This is a genomic window from uncultured Tateyamaria sp. (genome assembly GCF_947494755.1).
Classification (GTDB): Bacteria; Pseudomonadota; Alphaproteobacteria; order Rhodobacterales; family Rhodobacteraceae; genus Tateyamaria.
Window position 1 is genome coordinate 296,015 of sequence record NZ_CANLVZ010000001.1, and the last position, 22,546, is coordinate 318,560.

The 22,546-nt window shown below is 63.1% G+C and carries 21 protein-coding genes; 11 read left to right on the plus strand and 10 right to left on the minus strand.

The features are described from left to right. Positions 1 to 147: 147 nt before the first annotated feature. The 4 genes from Q0908_RS01525 to ispD are packed head-to-tail and all read right to left on the minus strand — an operon-like array spanning position 148 to position 2,234. Positions 148 to 621, minus strand: a complete 474-nt coding sequence (locus Q0908_RS01525) for a CinA family protein (protein WP_299280674.1) — start codon at positions 619 to 621, stop codon at positions 148 to 150. Further along, positions 618 to 1,112 (minus strand): phosphatidylglycerophosphatase A, encoded by a 495-nt coding sequence (locus tag Q0908_RS01530; RefSeq protein WP_299280675.1) that lies wholly within the window; start codon positions 1,110 to 1,112, stop codon positions 618 to 620. Before Q0908_RS01530 ends, Q0908_RS01525 begins: the two co-directional genes overlap by 4 nt. Continuing rightward, complete coding sequence (ispF, locus tag Q0908_RS01535) at positions 1,109 to 1,588, minus strand: 2-C-methyl-D-erythritol 2,4-cyclodiphosphate synthase (RefSeq protein WP_299280676.1); 480 nt, start codon at positions 1,586 to 1,588, stop codon at positions 1,109 to 1,111. The genes Q0908_RS01530 and ispF overlap by 4 nt, the downstream gene beginning before the upstream one ends. Beyond that, positions 1,578 to 2,234 (minus strand): 2-C-methyl-D-erythritol 4-phosphate cytidylyltransferase, encoded by a 657-nt coding sequence (gene ispD / locus Q0908_RS01540; RefSeq protein ID WP_299280677.1) that lies wholly within the window; start codon positions 2,232 to 2,234, stop codon positions 1,578 to 1,580. The genes ispF and ispD overlap by 11 nt, the downstream gene beginning before the upstream one ends. 201 nt (positions 2,235 to 2,435) lie before the next feature. On the opposite strand from ispD, the gene dusB reads away from it, so the two are divergent. The 5 genes from dusB to Q0908_RS01565 all read left to right on the plus strand — a co-directional run bounded on the left by dusB (position 2,436) and on the right by Q0908_RS01565 (position 9,624). Continuing rightward, complete coding sequence (dusB, locus tag Q0908_RS01545; RefSeq protein WP_299280678.1) at positions 2,436 to 3,416, plus strand: tRNA dihydrouridine synthase DusB; 981 nt, start codon at positions 2,436 to 2,438, stop codon at positions 3,414 to 3,416. Next, entirely contained in the window at positions 3,413 to 4,510 is a 1,098-nt protein-coding gene (locus tag Q0908_RS01550; RefSeq protein WP_299280679.1) for an ATP-binding protein, read from the plus strand. Before dusB ends, Q0908_RS01550 begins: the two co-directional genes overlap by 4 nt. A gap of 3 nt (positions 4,511 to 4,513) precedes the next feature. Continuing rightward, complete coding sequence (locus Q0908_RS01555) at positions 4,514 to 5,875, plus strand: response regulator (protein WP_299280680.1); 1,362 nt, start codon at positions 4,514 to 4,516, stop codon at positions 5,873 to 5,875. Between the two features lie 129 nt (positions 5,876 to 6,004). Further along, on the plus strand, positions 6,005 to 8,215 hold the full coding sequence (locus Q0908_RS01560; RefSeq protein WP_299280877.1) for a PAS domain-containing sensor histidine kinase: 2,211 nt from the start codon (positions 6,005 to 6,007) through the stop codon (positions 8,213 to 8,215). Beyond that, positions 8,212 to 9,624 (plus strand): sigma-54 dependent transcriptional regulator, encoded by a 1,413-nt coding sequence (locus tag Q0908_RS01565; protein ID WP_299280681.1) that lies wholly within the window; start codon positions 8,212 to 8,214, stop codon positions 9,622 to 9,624. Before Q0908_RS01560 ends, Q0908_RS01565 begins: the two co-directional genes overlap by 4 nt. Here the strand turns inward: Q0908_RS01565 and Q0908_RS01570 are convergent. Further along, positions 9,621 to 10,631 carry an ester cyclase gene (locus Q0908_RS01570; RefSeq protein ID WP_299280682.1) on the minus strand — a complete coding sequence of 337 codons (1,011 nt, stop codon included), beginning with the start codon at positions 10,629 to 10,631 and terminating at the stop codon, positions 9,621 to 9,623. The two genes, Q0908_RS01565 and Q0908_RS01570, sit on opposite strands and share 4 nt — an antisense overlap. 2 nt (positions 10,632 to 10,633) lie before the next feature. After that, the gene (locus tag Q0908_RS01575) at positions 10,634 to 11,098 is read right to left on the minus strand and encodes a hypothetical protein (RefSeq protein ID WP_299280683.1); all 465 of its coding nucleotides are present in this window, start codon (positions 11,096 to 11,098) and stop codon (positions 10,634 to 10,636) included. 170 nt (positions 11,099 to 11,268) lie between these two features. Here Q0908_RS01575 and trkA point away from each other — a divergent pair, with 170 nt between their 5' ends. The 4 genes from trkA (at position 11,269) to hflX (ending at position 15,839) form a co-directional block, all read left to right on the plus strand. After that, entirely contained in the window at positions 11,269 to 12,645 is a 1,377-nt protein-coding gene (gene trkA, locus Q0908_RS01580) for a Trk system potassium transporter TrkA (RefSeq protein ID WP_299280684.1), read from the plus strand. Further along, positions 12,645 to 14,198, plus strand: coding sequence for a potassium transporter TrkG (locus tag Q0908_RS01585; protein WP_299280685.1), 1,554 nt, complete (start codon positions 12,645 to 12,647; stop codon positions 14,196 to 14,198). The genes trkA and Q0908_RS01585 overlap by 1 nt, the downstream gene beginning before the upstream one ends. Before the next feature lie 130 nt (positions 14,199 to 14,328). Then, the gene (gene hfq / locus Q0908_RS01590) at positions 14,329 to 14,568 is read left to right on the plus strand and encodes an RNA chaperone Hfq (RefSeq protein ID WP_007119530.1); all 240 of its coding nucleotides are present in this window, start codon (positions 14,329 to 14,331) and stop codon (positions 14,566 to 14,568) included. After that, a complete protein-coding gene (gene hflX / locus Q0908_RS01595; RefSeq protein ID WP_299280686.1) occupies positions 14,568 to 15,839 on the plus strand; it encodes a GTPase HflX in 1,272 nt (423 codons plus the stop codon). The genes hfq and hflX overlap by 1 nt, the downstream gene beginning before the upstream one ends. Before the next feature lie 46 nt (positions 15,840 to 15,885). Here the strand turns inward: hflX and Q0908_RS01600 are convergent, their stop codons facing one another. Continuing rightward, positions 15,886 to 16,452 carry an rRNA large subunit pseudouridine synthase E gene (locus tag Q0908_RS01600; protein WP_299280687.1) on the minus strand — a complete coding sequence of 189 codons (567 nt, stop codon included), beginning with the start codon at positions 16,450 to 16,452 and terminating at the stop codon, positions 15,886 to 15,888. A 31-nt stretch (positions 16,453 to 16,483) separates the two neighbouring features. Continuing rightward, the gene (locus Q0908_RS01605) at positions 16,484 to 18,952 is read right to left on the minus strand and encodes a penicillin acylase family protein (protein WP_299280688.1); all 2,469 of its coding nucleotides are present in this window, start codon (positions 18,950 to 18,952) and stop codon (positions 16,484 to 16,486) included. Positions 18,953 to 19,054: 102 nt separating this feature from the next. On the opposite strand from Q0908_RS01605, the gene Q0908_RS01610 reads away from it, so the two are divergent. After that, entirely contained in the window at positions 19,055 to 19,933 is an 879-nt protein-coding gene (locus tag Q0908_RS01610; RefSeq protein ID WP_299280878.1) for an NAD(P)-dependent oxidoreductase, read from the plus strand. Between the two features lie 71 nt (positions 19,934 to 20,004). Here Q0908_RS01610 and Q0908_RS01615 read toward each other — a convergent pair whose 3' ends face one another. Both Q0908_RS01615 and hemB read right to left on the minus strand, forming a co-directional pair. Beyond that, complete coding sequence (locus tag Q0908_RS01615; RefSeq protein WP_299280689.1) at positions 20,005 to 20,571, minus strand: YSC84-related protein; 567 nt, start codon at positions 20,569 to 20,571, stop codon at positions 20,005 to 20,007. 258 nt (positions 20,572 to 20,829) lie between these two features. After that, a complete protein-coding gene (gene hemB / locus Q0908_RS01620; RefSeq protein WP_299280690.1) occupies positions 20,830 to 21,828 on the minus strand; it encodes a porphobilinogen synthase in 999 nt (332 codons plus the stop codon). A 152-nt stretch (positions 21,829 to 21,980) separates the two neighbouring features. Between hemB and Q0908_RS01625 the strand changes: the two genes are divergently transcribed. Further along, positions 21,981 to 22,508 carry a component of SufBCD complex gene (locus Q0908_RS01625; protein ID WP_299280691.1) on the plus strand — a complete coding sequence of 176 codons (528 nt, stop codon included), beginning with the start codon at positions 21,981 to 21,983 and terminating at the stop codon, positions 22,506 to 22,508. Positions 22,509 to 22,546 lie beyond the last annotated feature (38 nt).

Here is a 22,546-nt window from a genome sequence, read left to right on the forward strand (position 1 = left end):
AGCGGCCATGGCGGAGGACGCGTGCGGAAAAAAGAGGCGATGGGCCCTGAAGGCGGCGCGAGAACGGGCAAAACGCAAACTGCACAAAAATAGGGCAAAAATTTATGGTGGGTGATTAATATGCGGGCGCTTGATGAAGTGGTGGCGCTAGCCGTTGTCCATGCGGTTTTTCAACATGGTCAAGGCGTGGTCGCGGGCTGCCTTACGGACGTTGGCGCGCCCCATGGCACCGAACTCGACTGTTTCGCACTGCATTCCCGACCCATCGGCGACGGCGAAGCAGACGCGGCCTTCGGGCTTGAACTCGGACCCGCCCGGACCTGCGATGCCGGTGATCGAGACGGCCAGTTGCACGGGGGCGTGCGCCAAGGCCCCGGCGGCCATTTCGCGCGCAACCTCTTCGCTGACCGCGCCATGCGCCTCGAGAGTGGCGGGCGAGACCCCCAGCATCTCGATCTTGGCGATATTCGTGTAGGTGACAAAGCCCCGTTCGACCACGGCGGATGATCCGGGGATGTCCGTCAGGGCCGCTGCGACCATGCCGCCGGTGCAGCTTTCGGCGGTGGCGATCATGACGCCTTTGGCTTTGGCGCGCTCAAGGATTTCTGCCGCAAGGCTCATCGCATGAGCACCCCATGGGCGAGGGCGGCGAGGGCGAGCACGCCGATGGCCGCAAAAACGCCTGCGATGACGTCATCCAGCATCACCCCAAGCGCGTCACCCCGCCGGTCAGCCCAACCCACCAGCCACGGCTTCCAGATGTCGAACAGGCGAAACAGGACAAAGGCGGCGATCCAGCCAGGCCACATGACCAGAATATCGAGGCCGCGATCCCATGCGGCATAGGACAGCGGGGCGAGCGCGGTCCATTGGCCGACCACTTCGTCTGCAACGATCTCGGAGGGGTCGTGATCTGTCGTACCGGCGGTCACGTGCGCCGTCGCCCACCACGCGGCGACAAAATAGAGGGCTGTCGCTGCGACCAGCAGCGGAAAGCCTCCGATCTGGTGCAAGACCCACGCCATTGGCAGCGCCACAGCCGATCCCCACGTGCCGGGGGCCGGGCGGAGGTAACCAACGCCACCGACCGTGGCGAGCATCCGCGCGATCATGGCCGCACCAGTGCGCAGGTCGCGATGCAGGCGATGCCCTCGCCGCGTCCCGTGAACCCGAGCCGTTCGGAGGTGGTCGCCTTGACCGACACCCGCGCCACATCCAGTCCCATGATATCGGCCATCACTTCACGCATCCGTTCCGCATGCGGCCCGACCTTGGGAAACTCGCAGATCAGAGTGCAGTCCACATTGGAAATCTCGAATCCCATCTCACACGCCAGATCGACCGCATGACGCAGGAAAATATGGCTCTCGGCCCCTTTCCACTGCGGATCAGAGGGCGGGAAATGCTGCCCGATGTCACCCTGCGCCAAAGCGCCATAGATCGCGTCCGTCACCGTGTGCATCCCCACATCCGCGTCCGAGTGACCGACAAGCCCTGCATCATGGGGCACGTTGACGCCACAAAGGGTCACATGGGTGCCGGGGCCAAAGGCGTGCACGTCAAACCCATTGCCCAGTCTAATGTCCATCGCGTCCTCGCATGATCCGTTCGGCCCGCGCGAAGTCGGCGGGGTGGGTGATTTTCAGGTTGTCTTCGTCGCCCGGCACGATGGCGACATCAAGCCCAAAGGCGCGCGCCACCTCCACATCATCCGCCGCATCGCCGTGATGGGCTGCATGAGCGGCTCTGATGGCGGCGGTGTGAAACCCTTGCGGGGTCTGGGCGCGGTAAAGGCCCGCCCGATCCTGCGCGCCGGTCACGTGGCCGTCTTGCCCCGTCCACAGCGCATCGGTGACGGGCAGGGCGGGGGCAGCTCCGGGGGTGCCGGAGAGGGCGGCAATGACCGCGCTGATGGTTTGGGGCGCGACCAGAGGGCGGGCAACATCGTGGATCAGCACATGATCCGCGCTACACGCAGCAAGGCCATTCTGGACGGACGCCGCACGGGTCGCTCCGCCGTGTACGTAGATCACCTTGTCGCTGAGGTAGGGGGCCGCGCGCTGAACATCATCGGGATGCAGGACCAGCACGATCTGGTCGATCTGTGGATGGGCCTCGAACACCTGCAAGGTGTGTGCCAGCACCGGCGCACCCTTCAGCATTTGCCACTGTTTGGGCACGTCTCCGCCCGCGCGCAGGCCCCGGCCAGCCGCCACGATGATGGCAGCGGTCATGGGACGATATCGGGCGTTTGCAGCATGCCCAAATCTCTATGCGCTTGGCCTGTGGCTGTCCATGCCCTGCGCGATGCGTGGAATATGCACAAAAAACAGGCAACCGTGCTAAACCATCGTCACGAAACCCTTTGCCTTGATTGAGTACACCTTGAGGCTGGGGTAGCTGAGAGAGACCGCACAAGGATTAGGCACATATCCATGGCCTTCGGACCACTCAACATGACCGCACCTGTGATGCTGGCCCCGATGGCCGGGATCACGGATTTGCCGTTCCGCAGCCTCGTGGCGCGGTTCGGGGCGGGCATGGTCGTGTCCGAAATGGTGGCGAGCCACGATATGCTGAATGCCCGCCCCGGTAGCCGCGAAAAGGCGGAACTGGGATTGGATGCAGCGGCCACAGCCGTGCAGCTTGCGGGCCGCGAGGCTGCACCCATGGCGGAGGCCGCGAAGATGGTGGCCGGGCAGGGTGCGCAGGTCATCGACATCAACATGGGCTGTCCTGCGAAAAAGGTGACGCAAGGCTATTCCGGTTCGGCCCTCATGCGTGACCCTGACCACGCGCTGACGCTGATCGAAGCGGTGGTGCGCGCGGTGGACATTCCGGTGACGCTGAAAACCCGGCTTGGCTGGGATGACGCGCTGATGAACGCGCCCGAGATCGCGGCGCGCGCCGAGGCGGCGGGCATCCAGCAGATCGTGATCCACGGGCGCACGCGCTGCCAGTTTTACAAAGGGCAGGCGGATTGGGCCGCCATCCGGGCTGTCAAGGACGCGGTGTCGATCCCGGTGATTGCAAACGGGGACATTGTGGATATGGCCTCTGCCCGCGCGGCGCTGCGTTTGTCCGGCGCGGATGGCGTGATGATCGGGCGCGGGGCGCAGGGGCGACCCTGGCTTCTGGCCGAGATTTCCCATGCGCTTTATGGCACGCCCGCGCCTGAGGTTCCCGAAGGGACTGATTTTGTCGACATGGTCCTCGATCACTACGCCGAGATGCTGCGCTTTTACGGTGATGTGCTGGGCCTGCGGGTCGCGCGTAAACATCTGGGCTGGTTCATGGACACAGCAGGCACACCTGCTGGCCTGCGCCGCGCCGTCCTGACGGCGAAGACTCCTGCCGAAACGCTCAAGGTTCTGCCCCGCGCCCTCATGCCCGGCGCTGACGTGGCGGCGGCATGACCGGGGCGGGGGACCTTTGGGCGTCGCTGCCTGTGCCTGCCATCGTGATCGGGCCGCAGGACGAGATTGTCGATATCAACTCCGCCGCCGAAGGGTTTTTCAACTCGTCGGCGAAGACGATGCGGGGGCTGCCTGTTTGGGATCAGTTGGCAGTGGACGCCCCGCTTGAGGACAGTCTGGCGCGTGCGCGCAAGAACGGCACGCCGTTGTTTGTGAACGATGTGGATGTGGGTAACGGGCAGCGCGCGCCGCTGCAATGCGCTTTGCAGATCGCACCGTTTGTGGGCGCGCCTGAACATATGGTCATGATGATCTCGCCCCGGGAACTGGCCGGACGGATGACGCAGAACCATTCGGCGAAATCGGCCGCGAAATCCGCCATCGGCATGGCCGAGATGCTGGCGCATGAAATCAAGAACCCTTTGGCGGGGATCACCGGTGCGGCGCAACTCCTCAGCATGAGCCTTGAGCCGCAAGACCTTGAACTCACGGACCTTATTGTCGAGGAAAGCCGACGGATCGTGAAGCTCCTGGAGCAGGTGGAGCAGTTTGGCAACCTCTCGCCCCCCGATCTGAAAGCGGTCAATATCCACGATGTTCTGGACCGCGCGCGCCGCTCGGCGCTACTTGGGTTCGGAGCGCAAATGACGATCATCGAGGATTACGACCCCTCGCTGCCGCTGGCCTATGGGGACCCCGATCAGCTGTTGCAGGTGGTCCTGAACCTGCTCAAGAACGCATCCGAGGCCGCCGGGGACAATGGCGGTACCATCCGGCTGCATAGCTATTTCGAACATTCTTTCCGGCTGCGTCGCGCGGATGGGACGGGCACCTCGCTGCCCTTGCAGATCGAGATCATTGACGATGGCCCCGGCCTGCCGGACACGATTGCCGCCGACATCTTCGACCCCTTCGTATCGGGCAAGGAAAACGGTACCGGCCTTGGCCTTGCGCTGGTCAGCAAGATCATATCGGACCACGCGGGCTGGATTTCAGTCACATCCGTGCCCGGACACACCGTATTCCGCCTGTCCCTGCCGCGCACGCCCAAACCTGAAACCGCAGATACTGCATCTGACTCACACGAGGATTAATCGATGGATGGCACCGTTCTGGTCGCGGATGACGACCGCACAATCCGAACCGTTCTGACGCAGGCGCTTACACGTGCAGGGTGCAAGGTCCACGCCACATCCAGTCTGACGACGCTCATGCGATGGGTGGGCGAAGGCAAAGGCGATGTGGTCATTTCCGACGTCATGATGCCGGATGGCAATGGGCTCGAGATGTTGCCCAAGATCAATCAGGACCGCCCCGGCCTGCCGGTCATCGTGATCTCGGCCCAGAATACGATCATGACGGCGATTCAGGCGGCCGAGGCCGAAGCCTATGACTATCTGCCCAAGCCGTTTGACCTGCCCGATCTGATGAAACGCACCGCCAAAGCGCTCGAGATGAAGGCGCATAGCCCGATGCGGGTGGACAGTGACGAGCGTCCGGACGAGCTGCCGCTTGTGGGGCGCACCGCCGTCATGCAGGCGCTGTACCGCGTTGTGGCGCGGGTGATGAATACCGATCTGCCGGTGCTGATCTGGGGTGAGAGCGGAACAGGTAAGTCCTTGATCGCACGGGCCATTCACGACTTCTCCGACCGGCGTACCCTGCCGTTCGTCACCATCACCGCCGCAGAACTGCAGGACCTCGAAGGGCCTGCCCGCGTGTTGGCCCGCGTCAAAGGCGGCACCCTACTGATCGATGAAATTGCCGACATTCCCGAAGAATTGCAGGCCCGTATCGTGCGCATGATGGACACGCCCGGCGAATATGTGCCGCGGTTTCTGGCCACGTCGCAAAGCGATCTGACCGCGGCGATGGAGGCGGGGATGGTGCGCAAGGATCTCTATTATCGGCTGTCTGGCGCGACGCTCAAAGTGCCTGCGTTGCGCGAACGGGTCGATGACATCCCGCTGCTTGGCGAACATTTTCTGGGCCGGGTCGAAAAGGCAGGGCAGGCCCGGCGCGTGCTGTCAGAAGGAGCGGCAGAGATTTTCCGCACTTATAGCTGGCCCGGCAACGTCCGCCAGTTGGAAAACGCAGTGCGCCGCCTTGGGCTGACCAGCCGCGCGGTCGAAATCTCGGCCGCTGAGGTCGAACAGGTCCTCGGCAGCCAGCCCGAGTTGGACCCGATCCGCAGTTCGGGCGACACAGAAAAGCTGGGGGCCTCCGTCGCGCGTCACCTCAAGCGATATTTCGACCTGCACGGCAATATGTTGCCGCCTTCGGGCCTCTATCAGCGGATTCTGCGCGAGGTTGAGGCCCCGCTGATCGAGATTGCGCTGGATGCAACCGGCGGAAATCAGGCGAAATGTGCCGATTTGCTGGGAATTAACCGCAATACCCTGCGGAAGAAGATCACAGACCTGGATATAGAGGTGACACGGCGTCGTAAGTTGATGTAATACTGCCACACACCCGTGGCTGATGGGGCGCACCGCCCCGCTGACCACCGGATATGGCGGTAATGGCGCGCAAGTGCCACATCATCGAGGACATGCCACGTGGCATCTGGGACACGCACCACTTGGTGGATGACGCTGGCACGCTTGCGCCGACGCAGGCGTGTGCGCAACGCCGCGACCCTTGGGTTGGTGGTTTTGGGCCCGGTTCTGGCGATCACCACTTTCCTTGTTCTTGGCCCGCTTGATCAGGGGTCAAGCGCGCCGTCCTTGCGGCTGATCTTGTTGGCCGATCTGGTCTATGTGCTGGTCGTTGCCGCCCTTGTCCTGTCCCAGATCGGGCGTTTGATTGCCGCGCGGCGGGCCAAATCTGCCGGGTCACGCTTGCACATGCGTCTGACGGGCGCTTTTGCGCTTTTGGCGTTGATCCCGACCGTGACTGTGGCCGTGTTTGCGGGGCTGACCGTCAATATTGGTCTTGAGGGCTGGTTTTCGGACCGGGTCAGCCAGGTGGTCGGCAACTCGCTGGCCGCCGCCGAAGCCTATGAGACCGAACAGCGCGAAGACCTGATCACCGATGCGCGCGCCTTGGCCCGTTATATCGATCAGGTGCGGGCCGCCCAGAGTGTGGCCGACCGCGAAGTGCTCGCAGACGGGCAACTGCAGGTCCAGCGCGGCCTGCGCGAGGCGTTTCTGGTGGACGGCACCGGCGCTTTGCGCACGCGCGGCGACCGGTCCTACCTCTTTGATTTCGAGATGCCGACGCAGGACCACATTACGCAGGCCATTGAAACCGGCGGGCTGGTGATCGAGGACTGGCCCAACAACGAATTCCGCGCGCTGGTGCCGCTGGCCAGCTACGTGGACCGGTTTCTTTATATCAGCCGCGAGGTGGACGGCGAAATCCTGTCACTCCTGGACGAAACGCAGGAAACTGTGCGGCTTTATCAACAGCTTGAGGCGGACAGGGGCCGTGTGCTGTTTGACTTTGGCGTGCTTTACCTGGGCTTTGCGGTGGTACTGATCCTGGCGGCGATCTGGCTTGGGTTCTGGTTCGCTGAGCGTTTGTCAGGCCCTGTGGGGCGGCTGACGGGGGCGGCGCAGCGCGTCGGTGCGGGAGATCTGGACGTGCAGGTCCGCGAAGAAGAAGGCGACGACGAAATCGCGATGCTGGGCCGTTATTTCAACCAGATGACCAAGCAACTCAAAGGGCAACGGCAAAGTCTGCTGGACACAACCGAACAGATTGAACGGCGCCGTCGCCTGTTTGATTCCGTGCTCTCCTCCGTCACCTCAGGCGTGATCGGGGTCGATCCCGAGGGCAAGGTGACACTCGTCAACCGCTCCGCTGCGCGTCTGCTGGAATGGGGGGAGGATCGCGAATCTGTCCCTCTCGCGGTTGCGATTCCTGAATTGGCGGCGCTGTTTGCCTTGCTCAAGGCGGGGCCGCAGGAAACGACCCAGGGCGAGGTCAAGGTGACCCGCGAAGGTCGCTTGGAAAACCTGTTGGTGCGCATGGCGACCCGCCGCAGCGAAGAGGGGCGGCTTGAGGGCTATGTGATCGCGTTTGAGGACGTGACCGACCTTGTGAGCGCGCAGCGGATGGCCGCCTGGGGCGATGTGGCCCGCCGCATCGCGCATGAAATCAAGAACCCGCTGACCCCCATCCAGCTGAGCGCCGAACGGATCAAACGCAAATTCGCCCCCAAACTGGGCGAGGACAGTGACAGCCTTGAGCAGATGACGGATGTGATCGTGCGCCAGACTGGCGACCTGCGCCGGATCGTCGATGAATTTTCCAAGTTTGCGCGGATGCCCGAACCCGATCGCCAATCCCATGACATTGCATTAATCGTGCGCGACGCCATCCTGCTTCAGCGCGCCGGGCAGCCGGATGTCACCTTTGACGCCGATCTGCCGGACGCGCCTGTGATGGGCGATGTGGACGCAACAATGATTTCGCAGGCCCTGACAAACCTGATTAAGAACGCGGGCGAAGCCATTGTGACCTTGAACGAAAAGGGGCTCACACCCGAAGGGCACGTGCCCCGCGTTGAGGTTGCGATGACCACAGACACCAACGGCGCGCATATCACGATTGCAGACAACGGGATCGGCCTGCCCGAAGATCGCGCACGCCTGTTTGAACCCTATGTCACGACCCGAAACGAAGGCACCGGCCTTGGCCTGCCCATCGTGAAGAAGATTATCGAAGAACACGGGGGAACCCTCACCCTCGAAGATGCGGCCCCGTTCGAGGGCCAGACACATGCCGGGGCGATGGCGGTCATCACGCTGCCCATCACCATCCCGGGCCAAGTTGAGCAGGAGCAAGCGGTATGAGCGACATTTTGATCGTGGATGACGAGCGCGATATTCGGGAGCTGATCTCGGATATCCTCGAGGACGAAGGCTATGCCACGCGGCTAGCGGGGAACTCGGACGATGCGATGGCAGCGATCAACACCGCAGCCCCGGCGCTGATGATCCTCGACATCTGGCTCAAGGACAGCCGGATGGACGGGATCGACATCCTCAAGACGGTCAAGCGCGACAACCCGGATGTGCCCGTGGTGATCATTTCGGGCCACGGCAATATCGAGATCGCTGTCGCCGCGATCAAGCAGGGGGCCTATGACTTCATCGAAAAGCCCTTCAACATCGACCAGTTGCTTGTCGTCATTCGCCGCGCCATGGAAACGTCGCGCCTGCGCCGCGAAAACCAGAGCCTGCGCCGCCCTGAGGTCGCCCAATCAGCCATCGTCGGATCATCGGCCTCATTCCGTGGCCTGATCTCGCAACTGGATAAGGTGACGAAATCCAATGGCCGCGTGATGCTGACCGGCCCCGCCGGGTCGGGCAAAGAGGTCGCCGCCCGCTATATCCACGCCAAATCCAACCGCGCGGATGCCCCCTTTGTCACCGTGAATTGCGCCGGGGTCGCGCCTGAAAACATGGAAGAGGTGTTGTTTGGGCGCGAAACGCCCGAGCGCGGCATCGAAAAAGGGCTGCTCGAGCAGGCCCATGGCGGCGTGATCTATTTCGATGAGGTGGCCGACATGCCCATCGGCACCCAGTCCAAGATCCTGCGGGTGCTGGTAGATCAACAATTTCAACGGGTTGGTGGCACCGACAAGGTGCGCGTCGATCTGCGCGTCATCTCCTCGACCAACCGTGATCTGGAGCAGGCGATTGCCGCCGAAACCTTCCGTCAGGAGCTCTATCATCGTCTGAACGTGGTGCCGATCCCGGTGCCAAGCCTTGAGGAGCGGCGCGAGGATATTCCCGTTCTGGCAGCCCATTTCATCGAGGAGTTCAACACCGCCCAAGGCCTGCCCAAGCGCGCGCTGAGCGAGGATGCCGCGGCCCTGCTGCAAACCATGGTGTGGCCGGGGAATGTGCGTCAGCTCAAGAACATGATCGAACGGGTGCTGATCCTGGGTGAAGGTACGGGCCCCATCGAGGCACGCGAGCTGCCCGGCTCCGAAGAGCCGACGGGCGAAGAGGGGCGCGTGGTGCTGTCGGGCGCGCTGGCGACCTTGCCGCTGCGCGAGGCCCGCGAGGCGTTCGAGCGCGAATACCTGCTAACCCAGATCAACCGTTTTGGCGGCAATATCAGCCGCACGGCGAATTTCGTCGGCATGGAACGCTCGGCCCTGCACCGCAAACTGAAATCGCTTGGGGTCGTGACCTCATCCAAGGCGGGCGCACGTGTAGCGCATCTGGACGAGGCGGACAGCGAGGCGGGCTAGCGCGCCCGCACCCCAAGCTGGGCCAGAACGTCGAGCCCTTGCATGTTCAGAAAGTGCAGAATGTCGATGAACACCCAGTTTTCGGCCAGCTTGTCCCCGTCGCGCCGATAGATGTCTACGACCCGCATATCCGCCTTTTGCCCCGAGGGCGGCAGGCCCAGAAACGGCCCCGTGCACTCCATCGTCAGGTTCGGCCAGCCGAAAAACCCGCCATAAGCCCCTTCGGCCATGCGGCAGATGTGCCCGTTGAAGGTGCGCGCGCCCAATTGGGTTCGAAACGGGCGCTGATGCTGCTCGACGTAGCGATCAATGGTATAGGTCGCGCCGATGCCTGTGGGCCCCCACCAGATCATGTCGTCATTCCAGTCGCGCGCCAGTTCCTGCTGCGGCGTCAGCGGCAGGACACCTGCATTGGCCTGATCAATAGCGTGTATCATGGCGTGGATGCGGTCGAGCGTCTTTTGCCCTTCGGCGGGGTCCTGATCGTCAAAAAGCAGCCCGTCATGAGTCATCGGCCCGGGTTGCACCAGTTGGGCGGCGGTCATGTCCGGCAGGGGGTATTGGCCCGCCTGCGCCATCAGGTGCAGCAGGTCCACGAACAGCGCCTGTTCGATGATCTGGTCATTCTCGACGCGTGAGAATTCGGCGTAGCGGATCATCACGATCTTGCGGGTGGGCTGGATGCCGAGAAAGGGTGCGTCGAACAGCGCCATCAAATGGCCCATCGAGGCGACCCAGGTACCGCGGCCTTCATCCAGATGGTTTTGTCCGGCAAAGAAGATGTCTTGTCGCCGCTGCACCCGCGACATCGCCGTCAACAGCGGCGTCCAGAAGGTGTCGGCAATGGCCTGAGGGCCGGTCTGGACGTGAAACGGGTGCATGCCGCGCCAAGTGGCATCTGCGCTCAGATGCTCGGCAAGCGCGTCCCCGACAGTGCCCGCATCGGCGCGCGCAAGGGCGGCGTGGTGGGCCTGCACGCAGGCCTTTGCACGGTATAAATCAGTCATATTTATCCTTGGGTGACGATACGGAACCCGCCACCCTCGGTGCGGATAGCACAGCTGGCGGAGTTGAGGCGGGGCAGCACGGGCGAGGGGCCAAGTGGCGCGGCCTCGGCCACACCGCGCGGGCAGGTGGGTACCTCGACAGGGCGATAGCCGCGATCTCCCATGCACAGCGATTTGACGCGGGCGCGCAGGTCGGCGTTCACGTCGACTGAGTAAATCTCACCCGGAACCCAATAGCCGCCGTGATTGTAACAGTGCCCCTTGTGATTACAGACCTTGCGCGAAATGTAGCGTGGCGGGTATTGCCGGACTTTGGTGGCCACCGGCGCATCGCGCAAGGCGGCCACATCGCAGCGCGTGTTATCCCGTTCGAGCTGGGCAAAACTGACGCCCTCGGCATAGTAGGTGGATACAGGCGCGCATCCGCTCAACCCCGACAGCACCAAAACTGAAACAACACCTCGCATGCCGTCAAGAGTGGCCCAAGCCCTGGGTTTTGACAATCGCCATTTGCGCCATCGGGATCAATTTGAACGACAGCCCCCTTTGGGCCAAAGCGTTGACCGGGGCCGTCCGGTCTGTCATGCCATGTGGCTGAAATGGCGGCGCATCGGGGCGCGCCAACACGGGGACAACGATGAAAGTCATCATCTGTGGGGCAGGTCAGGTTGGCTGGCAGATTGCCCGCCACCTTTCGGGTGAACGCAACGACGTCACCGTGGTCGACAACGACCCCGAACTCGTGCGTCGTGCGACGGATACGCTGGATGTTCAAGGGGTTGCGGGGTTTGCCAGCTACCCCGACGTGCTCGACCGGGCCGGCGCGCGCGATGCGGATATGATCATCGCCGCTACCCATTCGGATGAGGTCAACATGGTGACCTGTCAGGTGGCCCACTCGGTCTTTGGCATCAACCGCAAGATCGCACGGCTGCGCAGCCAGTCCTATCTGACGGCGATCTATTCCGACCTTTACCGGCGCGATCACATGCCCATCGATGTGGTGATTTCACCCGAGCGCGAGGTGGCCGCGGCCGCGTTGCAACGCCTCAGCGCGCCCGCCGCCTTTGACACCGAGTTGTTCATTGACGGGCAGGCCCAGCTTTTGGGCATTGCACTGGATGCCGACTGCCCGGTGTTGAACACGCCGCTGCGCCAGTTGACCGACCTCTTTTCCACCCTGCGTGTGGTGGTCGTGGGCGTGCGCCGCGACGGCACCCTTTTTGCCCCCGAAGCCAGCGACCAGCTGTTTGAGGGCGACGAAGCCTATGTCTTTTCCCATGTGGACGATGTGCCCCGTACGATGGAGGTCTTTGGCAAGACGATGGCCAAACAGGAGCGGGTCGTGCTTGTGGGGGGGGGCAATGTGGGCCTGACCGTTGCCCGCGCGCTCGAAAAACGGGTCAAGCGGGTGCGGGCCAAGATGATCGAACGCAACCGGCGCTGCGCCGAACTGGCTGCCGAGGCGCTGGAGCGTACCATTGTGCTGAATGGCGACGGGCTGGATGTGACCCTGCTGACCGAGGCGGGCATTTCGCGGGCTGATGCGATGCTGGCGGTCACGGATGACGACAAGACCAACATGCTGGCGGCCGTGCGCGCCAAGGCCGAGGGTTGCCCTTACGCCATCGCGCTGATCAACGACCCCACGCTGGTGCCGATGATGGGCCCCCTTGGCATTGACGCCTATATCAACCCGCGCGCCACCACCGTGTCCTCGATCCTGCGCCATATCCGGCACGGGCGCGTGCGCTCGGTCTATTCCATCGGGGACGCGGATGCCGAGGTGATCGAGGCCGAAGTGCTGTCGACCTCGCCACTCGCAGGCAAGAAGATCAACGAGATCGACTTTCCCGAAGGCGTGCTGATCGGGGCCGTGCGCAAGGGCACAGACGTGATCCGCCCCGTCGGCCGCACCCGCATCGATGAGGGGGATGTGATCGCGATCTTTGCGCTGGCCAAAGACGTCCCCGAGGTGGAGCGCCTGATGCAAGTGTCCATCGACTTTTTCTGATGCCGGATCGCGCTCACCAGCGCCCCGGACTGTGGGCAAGCGTGCAGCAATTGCCGCTGTTCCTGCTGTTGGTGGGCCTGTTCTCTGCCGCGATGCTGGTGCCCGCCGTGTACGGAGGGGTTGTGCGCGAACTGGTTACGGCGCGGGCGTTTTTATATTCTGGATTGCTCGGATTGGCCGCCTTCGCGCTGATAGGTCTGGCCCATGCGGGCCGCGAGACGCGCTATGGCACGCTTGGCCCCTTGTTGTCGCTGCTGTGTGCGTTTGTGTTTCTGCCAGTGATCTTGGCCGTCCCGTTCTATGAGGGGTTGCGCACAACCACCTTTCTGAATGCCTATGTCGAAATGGTCAGCGCGATCACGACGACAGGGGCGACATTGTTTGACGACCCCGGTCGCCTGAATGGCCCGCTGCATCTGTGGCGCGCCATCGTGGGCTGGATGGGCGGGCTGATGATGTGGGTCGCGGCCTCGGCCATTCTGGCCCCCCTGAACCTCGGAGGGTTCGAAGTCACGGCGCGGGCCGAACGCGGGCGCAAATCCTCGCGCGATTTCGGGATGACGGCCCCCGAAGTGCGCAACCGCATTGCCAAGGTCGCCGCCGTGCTGGTGCCAATTTACGTCGCGCTGACGCTGCTGTTGTGGGTGTTGCTGGCGGTCGGTGGCGATCCGGCGCTGACGGCGGTGTGTCACGCGATGGCGATCATGGCGACCTCTGGCATCTCGCCCGTGGGCGGGCTGACGGGCGCGGGCGCAGGGATCGCTGGCGAAGCGGTGATGCTGCTGTTCATGCTGTTTGCCTTGTCGCGACTGACCTTTTCGACGGACACGGTCACGGCGGATGTCGATAGCGGTGGGCTGCGGCGCGACCCGGAATTTCGGATCGGGATTGCACTGGTGATCGTGGTGCCGCTGGTTCTGTTCTTTCGCCACTTCATGGGCGCGTTCGACGTCGCCGCTGAGGACGAGTTGCGCGATGCGGGCCGCGCGCTCTGGGGCAGCGCATTCACGGTGCTGTCCTTTCTGACAACCACCGGTTTTGCATCGGCCAACTGGGTGGACGCGCAGTCGTGGTCCGGGCTGCAGACGCCGGGGCTGCTGCTGATGGGGCTGGCCCTTGTGGGTGGCGGGGTTGCGACGACGGCGGGCGGGGTGAAACTGTTACGGGTCTATGCGCTCTACAAAAACGGGCTGCGCGAGATGGAGCGGCTGGTGCATCCGTCCTCGGTTGGCGGTGCGGCCACGATGAGCGGGCGCTTGCAAAAGGGTGGGGCCTTCATTGCGTGGATCTTTTTCATGCTGTTTGCGTTGACGCTCGCGCTGGTATCGATCCTTTTGTCACTGGCCGGGGTCGATTTCGACACGGCGCTGATTATCGCGATCGCGGGCCTGTCCACCACCGGTCCCTTGCTGGATGTGGCCGCTGACATGCCCATTCAACTGATCGAAATGACCGGTGCCGCCAAAAGTATTTTTGTCGCCGCCATGGTGCTGGGGCGCCTTGAGACACTGGCGATCATCGCCCTTTTCACACCGGATTTGTGGCGCGGGTAGGCGGGTGTGCGCACTAGGTCCGTAACGGACTGTTTTTTGGGGTGGAATCTTCGCAACCCCCGCGACATACTCCGCGCCGAGGGACGGTCTGATCCGCAGGCCTAAGCAAGAAAAAAAGGGTTTAACCGACATGGCTTCGGACAGACAGAATTTACAAGACGCATTTCTCAATCACGTGCGCAAGACCAAGGTTCCAGTGACCATTTTTCTGATCAACGGCGTGAAATTGCAGGGTGTTATCACCTGGTTTGACAACTTTTGTGTGCTGTTGCGCCGGGATGGGCAAAGCCAGCTGGTCTACAAACACGCGATCTCGACGATCATGCCAAGCCAGCCGATCAGCCTTTATGAGGGCGAAGACGCTTCTTGATGGGTGAGCAGCCGGAGTTCACCCGCGCCTGGGTTCTCCACCCCGATATCAAATCCGACAAAGACCGGCGCGAGCCCAGGTTTGCGCTGGCCGAAGCCGTTTCACTGGCCCATGCCCTGCCTGAATTGCAGGTGGTGGGCGAAACGATTGTCCCTCTGCCCAAGGTGCGGGCCGGTCTGCTGTTTGGCTCGGGCAAGATCGAGGAACTGGGCAAGCTGATCCATGACGCCGAGGTCGAACTGGTCCTGATCGATGGCCCCGTCACCCCTGTGCAGCAGCGCAATCTAGAGAAAGCGTGGAAGGTCAAACTGCTCGACCGCACCGGGCTGATCCTCGAAATCTTCTCGGACCGCGCCGCCACCCGTGAAGGCGTGTTGCAGGTCGAGATGGCCGCACTCAGCTATCAACGCACCCGATTGGTGCGCGCCTGGACCCACCTCGAACGGCAACGCGGTGGCCTTGGTTTCGTTGGCGGCCCCGGCGAGACCCAGATCGAGGCGGACCGCCGTGCCATCGACACCCAGCTTGTGCGCCTGCGCCGCCAACTCGACAAGGTGGTCAAGACCCGCACCCTGCACCGCGCCGCGCGCGCCAAGGTGCCCTATCCAATCGTCGCTTTGGTGGGTTATACCAACGCCGGCAAATCCACTCTGTTCAACCGCCTGACCGGGGCGGACGTGATGGCCAAGGATATGCTGTTCGCCACGCTCGATCCGACCATGCGCCGGGTTGAGCTTGAGGATGGCCCAGAGGTGATCCTGTCCGACACGGTCGGCTTCATCTCGGATCTGCCCACGGAACTGGTCGCCTCCTTCCGCGCCACGCTCGAAGAGGTGTTGGCGGCTGACATCGTGCTGCATGTGCGCGACATCTCACACCCCGAAACAGAGGCGCAGGCTGACGACGTTCAGACAATCCTTGCTGATCTCGGTGTCGGGGAGGAGCGTACCCAATTCGAAGTCTGGAACAAGATCGACCTGTTGCCCTCCGAAGAGGCCGAAGCGATGCGCGCCCGCGCAGCCCGCGAAGACGGGGTGTTTGCGATGTCCGCGATCACCGGCGAAGGGATCGAGGCACTGCTGACCCATGTGGCCGAGACCCTGCAAGGTGCGGTCATCGCAGAAACGGTTGTGCTGCCCTATGCCGAGGGGCGCAAGCGCGCGTGGTTGTTTGAACAGGACGTGGTCGAAGCCGAACGGCAGGATGAGAATGGCTTTGCCTTCGATGTCCGCTGGAGCGCCATTCAAAAGGCGCGCTTCGACGGTCTTTGAAGTCTGTCTGGTCTGTTTCAGGGGAAAGTTCTGGCAGGCGGTGTGCTCAGATCGCCCGCCACGCGCCGGGCGCAAGCCCGTCCACAGACCACTCACCAATTCGTGCCCGGATCAGCCGCAGTGTGGGAAAGCCCACATGCGCCGTCATCCGTCGCACCTGCCGGTTGCGCCCTTCGCGCAAGGTGAGTGACAGCCAACTGTCGGGCACCGATTTGCGCACCCTGATGGGCGGATCACGCGGCCAGAGGTCAGCCGGTGCGTCCATGCGCATGGCGCGCGCAGGCTTGGTCGGTCCGTCCTTCAGCGTGACACCGGAGGCCAGTGCGTGCAGGGCATCCTCTTTAATCTCGCCCTCCACCTGCACCCAATAGGTTTTGGGGGCCTTAAACTTGGGGTGTGCGATCCGGGCCTGCAACGCGCCATCGCTGGTCAGCACCATCAGCCCCTCGCTGTCGCGATCCAGCCGTCCGGCGGGATAGACACCCGGAAGATCGATATAGGCCGACAGGGTAGGGCGCGGCGATCCCTCGGTTCCCCTGTCGGTAAACTGCGACAGCACTCCGAAGGGCTTGTTGAACAGGATCGTGGTCACGCGCGCAGCCGTTGCTTGCATATTTTTGGAACAATGAAGGGCAAGGGGCGCGTCACTGGAGCGGTTCGAGCCGGGTGATGCCGACCGAAGCCGCCCGCGCCAAGCCTTCATCCAGAGACATCGGAATATATTCGCCGCGCCGCCAGAGTTGCGCCAGATCGTCGTAGTGGCGCGACAGGAAGTGGCCCGACTGCCCGGTGGAAATCACGAAGACCGAAGAGTTGGGGTCGGCGAAATCATAGACACCGCGATAGCCTGCGCCATGCACATTCTCGAACGGGTCGGGGCCAGTGCCGCGTGTCAGGCCGCGTTGCAGCGTGTTGTCACCGCCGGAGGTCGATTGACGGATGTTGACGAAGTAACGCAGGATCGGCACCTCGCCCAGAACGGCATGGTCATGCGTGGCCTGATGCGCATCGCCCCACCGCAGGGATTCAAGCTGGGTGCCCCAGGTCTCACCAATCCAGATCAGCGCATCATCAAGCGACAGGCGTGCCATGTCCGCGCAGGTCTCCACCGGGGCGGATTGGCGTACGTCACACCACACCGCCGCCCCGTCCACATCGCGGAAGGCGCGCTCGATGAACAGCGGCTCAACATGGGTGAGCGCATCCGCCAGCGGCCCCAGATCATCGCGCGCCATGCGGTCCTGCAAGGCGCGCAGCCAGGCGGCATAGATCAGCGGCTCGGGCCAGTGCTCATTCATCTCACCGTTCCACTCGGCCAGCAGGGCAAGCGCGCGCTGGCGTTGCCGCTCTGGCGTTCCATCTGGGGCGGCCTCGCCGGTGAACCACAGCTCGGCCCCGATCAGTGGCAGAAGCGAGCGGGCCGTGAAGCTGACCGTATCAAGCTGCGCCTCGATGAAGCTGTCGCGGGTATGGACTTCACGCGCCTGCATCAGCCGCTTCCAGCGCTGCACCCGCTGCGTGTCGCCCCAGTGAAAGCTCACGTGATTGGGAAAGGGGCGGTCGACCGTCTTGTTGTTCGTGTTGCCCAGGATCCCGCCCACGGGCGACACAAAGCCGGGGTTCGAGGTGTAGGGCATCCGGCCCTGCCAGCGGTTTTCGGGCCGCCATCCGAGCGCAGGCATCCGGCCCTGGCTTTGGTGGTTGGCGTCGCGGCGCGGGATTGCCCCCACGGTTTTCATCGCGATGCTGCCCCGGTCCACGAGGGTCAGGTTCTGGGCGGGCGCGATATGCGCCTCGGACGCAGTGATCGCCTCGGCCACGGTCTGTGCCTTCATGATCCCGAGGGCGCCGCTGACGGAGGTGTCATTGGGGCTGAGCACCGTCCAGGCGAGTGCGGCCACATGGCCGGGAGGGGTGATCGTGCCGAGATTGCGGAAACTGCCGGGCAGGACGGGGCCATTGTCGCTCCAGCGCAGGGTGAGGGTGATGGGATCGGCCCCCTTGATCTCGATGATCGAGGCGCGGGAGTCGAACGGTTTGAACCCGTCCGGCGTGCGGTATTCTTCGGAATTGTCGGGGTTCAGCTCTTCGATCATCACGTCCTGATCATCGACGTAAGCTGTTGTCAGCCCCCACCCCAGGCGATCCGAGCGCCCCGTCAGGATCAGCGGCAGGCCGGGGATGCTGCCCCCGATGACACCGCCGGTGCGCAACTCGAGCCGTGCGAGATACCAGATCGCGGGGGCGGAAAAGCCAAGATGCGGATCATTGGCCAAAAGCGTGCCACCAGAGGCCGAGCGGGACGCGGCGGCGGCCCATGCATTGGACGCACCTGCAAAGCCGCGGGTCTTGAAGGGCGACAGCGGGTGTGCGGGCCGCTCAGCGGCGGCGGCGTAAGTGGGCGCGGCCCCCGGCACAAGCTGGGCGTATTCGGGCAGGCTGGCGATGCCGGCCCCGGGAGTGTCGGGCAGGATGTCGGCAAGGCGCGCGTCGTCCTCAAGCGCCAGTGAGATGCGGGCGCGCAGGACTTCCTCGGTCAAATGACCCGAAAGCTGCAAGCCCATCAGTTTGGCAATGGCAAGGCTGTCGGCGGGCCGCCACGGCGCAAGTGGCGTGGAAAAAAGGAACATCTCGGGCGCACCGCGCCCCAGGGCTTCGGCGTTGATCTGGTCAAGCCGCGCATTGACCCCGGCGGCATAGGCGGTGAGTGCGGCAGTGGTGGCGGCATCCTGCGCGGCAACAGACTCGACCGACAGGCGGTAAAGGTCGAGCCGTCTCACAAAACTGTCGATATCGACCGTGGCGGTGCCGAACACTTCGCTGAGGCGGCCCTGCGCCGTGCGCCGCAGCATCATCATTTGCCACAGCCGATCCTGTGCGTGTGCAAACCCAAGCCCGTGGAACACATCCGCGTCCGTCTCGCCAAAGATGTGCGGCACGTTGGCGTTGTCGCGCACAATCTCGACCGGGGCCGAGATCGCAGGCACCCGCACGGTGGTGTGGTAGTTGGGCAGCGAACGCGCGGCGAGGTAATAGACCATGCCCACACCGATCACCCCAAGCAGGATCAGCCCCGCCGTGATCCGCACCAGCCATTGAAAAACCACTGCCATATGCTTGCCGCCATGCCTTGTTGCTGCGTTGACCCTTGGGCCGTGACTGTTAGGTAGGCAAGGGAAGAAGCGCAAGCCACGGGCGGCGCAAAATTGGAAGGGATCAGCATGGCGAAACTGGCATTTCTGGGTATGGGTGTGATGGGGGCCCCGATGGCGGGGCATTTGCAAAGCGCAGGGCATGACGTCACCGTCTATAACCGCACCGCATCGCGGGCGCAGGATTGGGTCGAGGCCCACGGCGGAGCGATGGCCAAGACCCCGCGCGAGGCGGCGCAGGGTGCGGATTTCGTGATGGCCTGTGTGGGCAATGACGATGATCTGCGCAGCGTGTGCCTGGGCGAAGATGGTGCCTTTGCCGGAATGGGGTCGGGCGCTGTGTTTATTGATCACACCACGGTCTCGGCACGTGTGACGGCCGAGCTTAATGATGCGGCGGACGCGGTGCAGATCAGTTTCGTGGATGCCCCGATTTCGGGCGGGCAGGCGGGGGCCGAGAATGGCGCGCTGTCGATCATGTGTGGGGGGGACGAGGGTGCCTATGCCCGCGCCGAGCCGATTATGCAGTCCTATGCCAAGCTGTGCCGCCGGATCGGTGAGAGCGGTGCAGGCCAGATGACCAAGATGTGCAATCAGATTGCCATTGCAGGGCTGGTGCAGGGATTGTCCGAGGCGCTGCATTTTGCCGACAAGGCGGGGCTGGATGGTCGCGCGGTGGTCGAGGTGATTTCGCAAGGTGCGGCGGGATCGTGGCAGATGAACAATCGCTATGAAACGATGCTGGACGATCAGTTCGAGCATGGTTTTGCGGTCGACTGGATGCGCAAGGATCTGGGCATCTGCCTTGATACGGCCAATGAGAATGGCGCGAGCCTGCCGGTGGCGGCTTTGGTCGATCAGTTCTACAAGGACGTCCAGAAGATGGGCGGTGGACGGTGGGACACGTCAAGCCTGTTCAAACGCCTCAAGGCACTTGGGTAAGGTGTCTGGTCGGGGGACGGGACTGTTTTGACCCCCCTGGGGTCAAAATGCGCCCGCCCGCCGACCCCTGATCACGGAATGATGCGTGTGTATTTGGTGCCCTCAAGCGTTGCCCCAAGCCGCAAACCGGCCCGTGCAAAGACCGCCGCCAAAACCGGCGAAAGCGCTGTGGTTGTGTCCGCAGCGACCCCGTCGCCTTGATCGGAGAACACATATTCCACATCTCCCCCTGCGGCCCATCCCGGGGAGCGGCGGAATTTCAGCAGCGCCTCTTCGGTCATAAAAAACAGCACATGCGCGAATTGCTGGGCACCGATTTGCAACCCGCCCGAGCCCTTGACGACCGAGTAGTAGTCAACGGTGATCTCGTCGATCAAAAGCGCGCCGCGCCCGTAGGCACCACCAAAGCCAAGCCCCGCTTCGGTCACAAGGGGCATCACGAGGATGCCATTGGCCTTTTGCGCGAGGTTTCGGGTGTTGGGGTAGGCGCGATACATCTCGTCGAGGGTGGCTGAGACGCGCGCGTCGATGATGTTGGAGCCTTGTCCGCCGACGCCGTTGCCACATGCGGCAAGCACGCCCGTGCTGGCCAGTGCGCCTGCGGCGAACGCGCGCCGCGACAAAATTTTATGGGTCATGTTGAACCGCCTGTACTGCTTTGCATTGCTGCGTGGTTGGTCCACGCTTGTGTACAACTTACGCTGATTGACCGGGTTTGTCACTATGGGTTGGGGGGTGCGCGGCTTTCTGCTGGGGTTTTTTGCGCCTTTGGCCTGCTGCCAAGCGCGTGAGTCTTTGATTTGAGGGGCTCTGCCCCGTCCTTGCGGACTCCCCGCGGTATTTTGGGTCAAAAGAAGGGTCGGGATGCCGTAAGGCGGAGGTGTCCTCCGCCCTTGTCAGGCGTTCAGCAGCCGGGCTGCGGCCGGGGCGAAATAGGTCAAAATGCCGTCGCAGCCCGCCCGTTTGAACGCCATAAGGCTTTCCATCATCACCCGGTCATGATCGACCCACCCATTGTCACTGGCCGCCTTGATCATCGCGTATTCGCCGGACACTTGATATGCGAAGGTCGGTGCGCCAAATTCCGTTTTCACCCGGCGGCAGATGTCGAGATAGGGCAGGCCGGGTTTGACCATGACCATGTCTGCGCCTTCGCTCAAATCCCGTTCGATCAGCCGCATCGCCTCGTCCGAATTGCCCGGGTCCATCTGGTAGGTCTTCTTGTCTCCGGTCAGCGCGCCGGAGGCGCCCACGGCATCGCGGAAGGGCCCGTAGAAGGCGCTCGCATATTTGGCGGCATAGCTGAGGATCATCACGTTCTGATGGTTTGCGTTCTCGAGCGCCGTGCGGATCGCGCCGATCCGTCCGTCCATCATGTCCGACGGGCCGATGATGTCGGCCCCAGCCTCGGCCTGGGACAGCGCCATCTTGACCAGCGCCTCGATGGTGCGGTCGTTCACGATTTCGCCGTCTTCGACAAAGCCGTCATGGCCATTGATGTTGTAGGTATCGAGCGCCACATCCGTCATGATAGCGATCTCGGGCACGGCCTCTTTTATGGCTCTGATCGCCCGGTTGGCGTGGTTGTCGGGATCCCAAGCGCCCGCGCAATCTTCGGTGCGCTCTTCGAGCCCGGTATAGGGAAAAATGCAGATCGCAGGGATACCCAGATCGTGGGCTTCGCGCGCGGCTTCGACCACCTTGTCGACGGATCGGCGCATGACGCCCGGCATTGAGGGGATAGGCTCTTCGATTCCTGTCCCTGCACGCACAAAAACGGGCCAGATGAAGTCATCGACCGTCAGGGTGTTCTGGCGCACAAGGCCCCGGATCGCGGCACTTTGGCGGGTGCGCCGCAGGCGCGTTGCGGGATAGGGGGCGGTCGTGGGGCGCATCGTATCTGTCCAGTTTGAGTGACACCTCATGGGTGGCATGGATTTTTGCGCGCAGCAACCCTTGGCCACGCGGCGCGCGCGCGCTAAGAGGGGCGTCAAATACCCAAGCGCGGCAGATCTGCGACAGTGGGGCAGGGGCGACAGGGCAAGGCGTGAACTGGTACGACAACATCTTGGAATTGATCGACATGCGCTCGTTCTCGAACCTGTGGTTCTGGATTGCGCTGGCCGTTGTGTGGTCGACGGCAAGCCACTGGGTGCTGGGCGTGCCCTTTGACATGGTGGCCCGCGCGCGCCGCTACGGGGGGCAATCGGCCGAGGATCTTGAGGATCTCGTGCGCATCAACACCCATCGTCTGCTCTTTATCGGGCAGGTGTCGGGGCTTTGGGCCCTGGGCTTTGTCTGTTTCAGCCTGACAGCACTTGGCCTGCTTGGCTTTGTCTACAAGGTCGAATTTGCACAGGCTGTGTTTTTACTGGGCTTTCCCCTGTCCATCGTCGGGGCGCTCAACCTGTCCACCGCGCGGCTGATCCAGGCCGAGGGGGCGCAGGGCGAGGCATTGTGGCGCCGTTTGACCCGCCACCGCACATGGGTGCAGGCCGTGGGCATGGTATCGATTTTCGTCACCGCGCTGTGGGGGATGTTCCAAAACCTGTCCGTTGGCCCCTTCGGCGGTTGACAGCACGGCCCGAAGCCCCAATTGAAACGTCCTGTTTC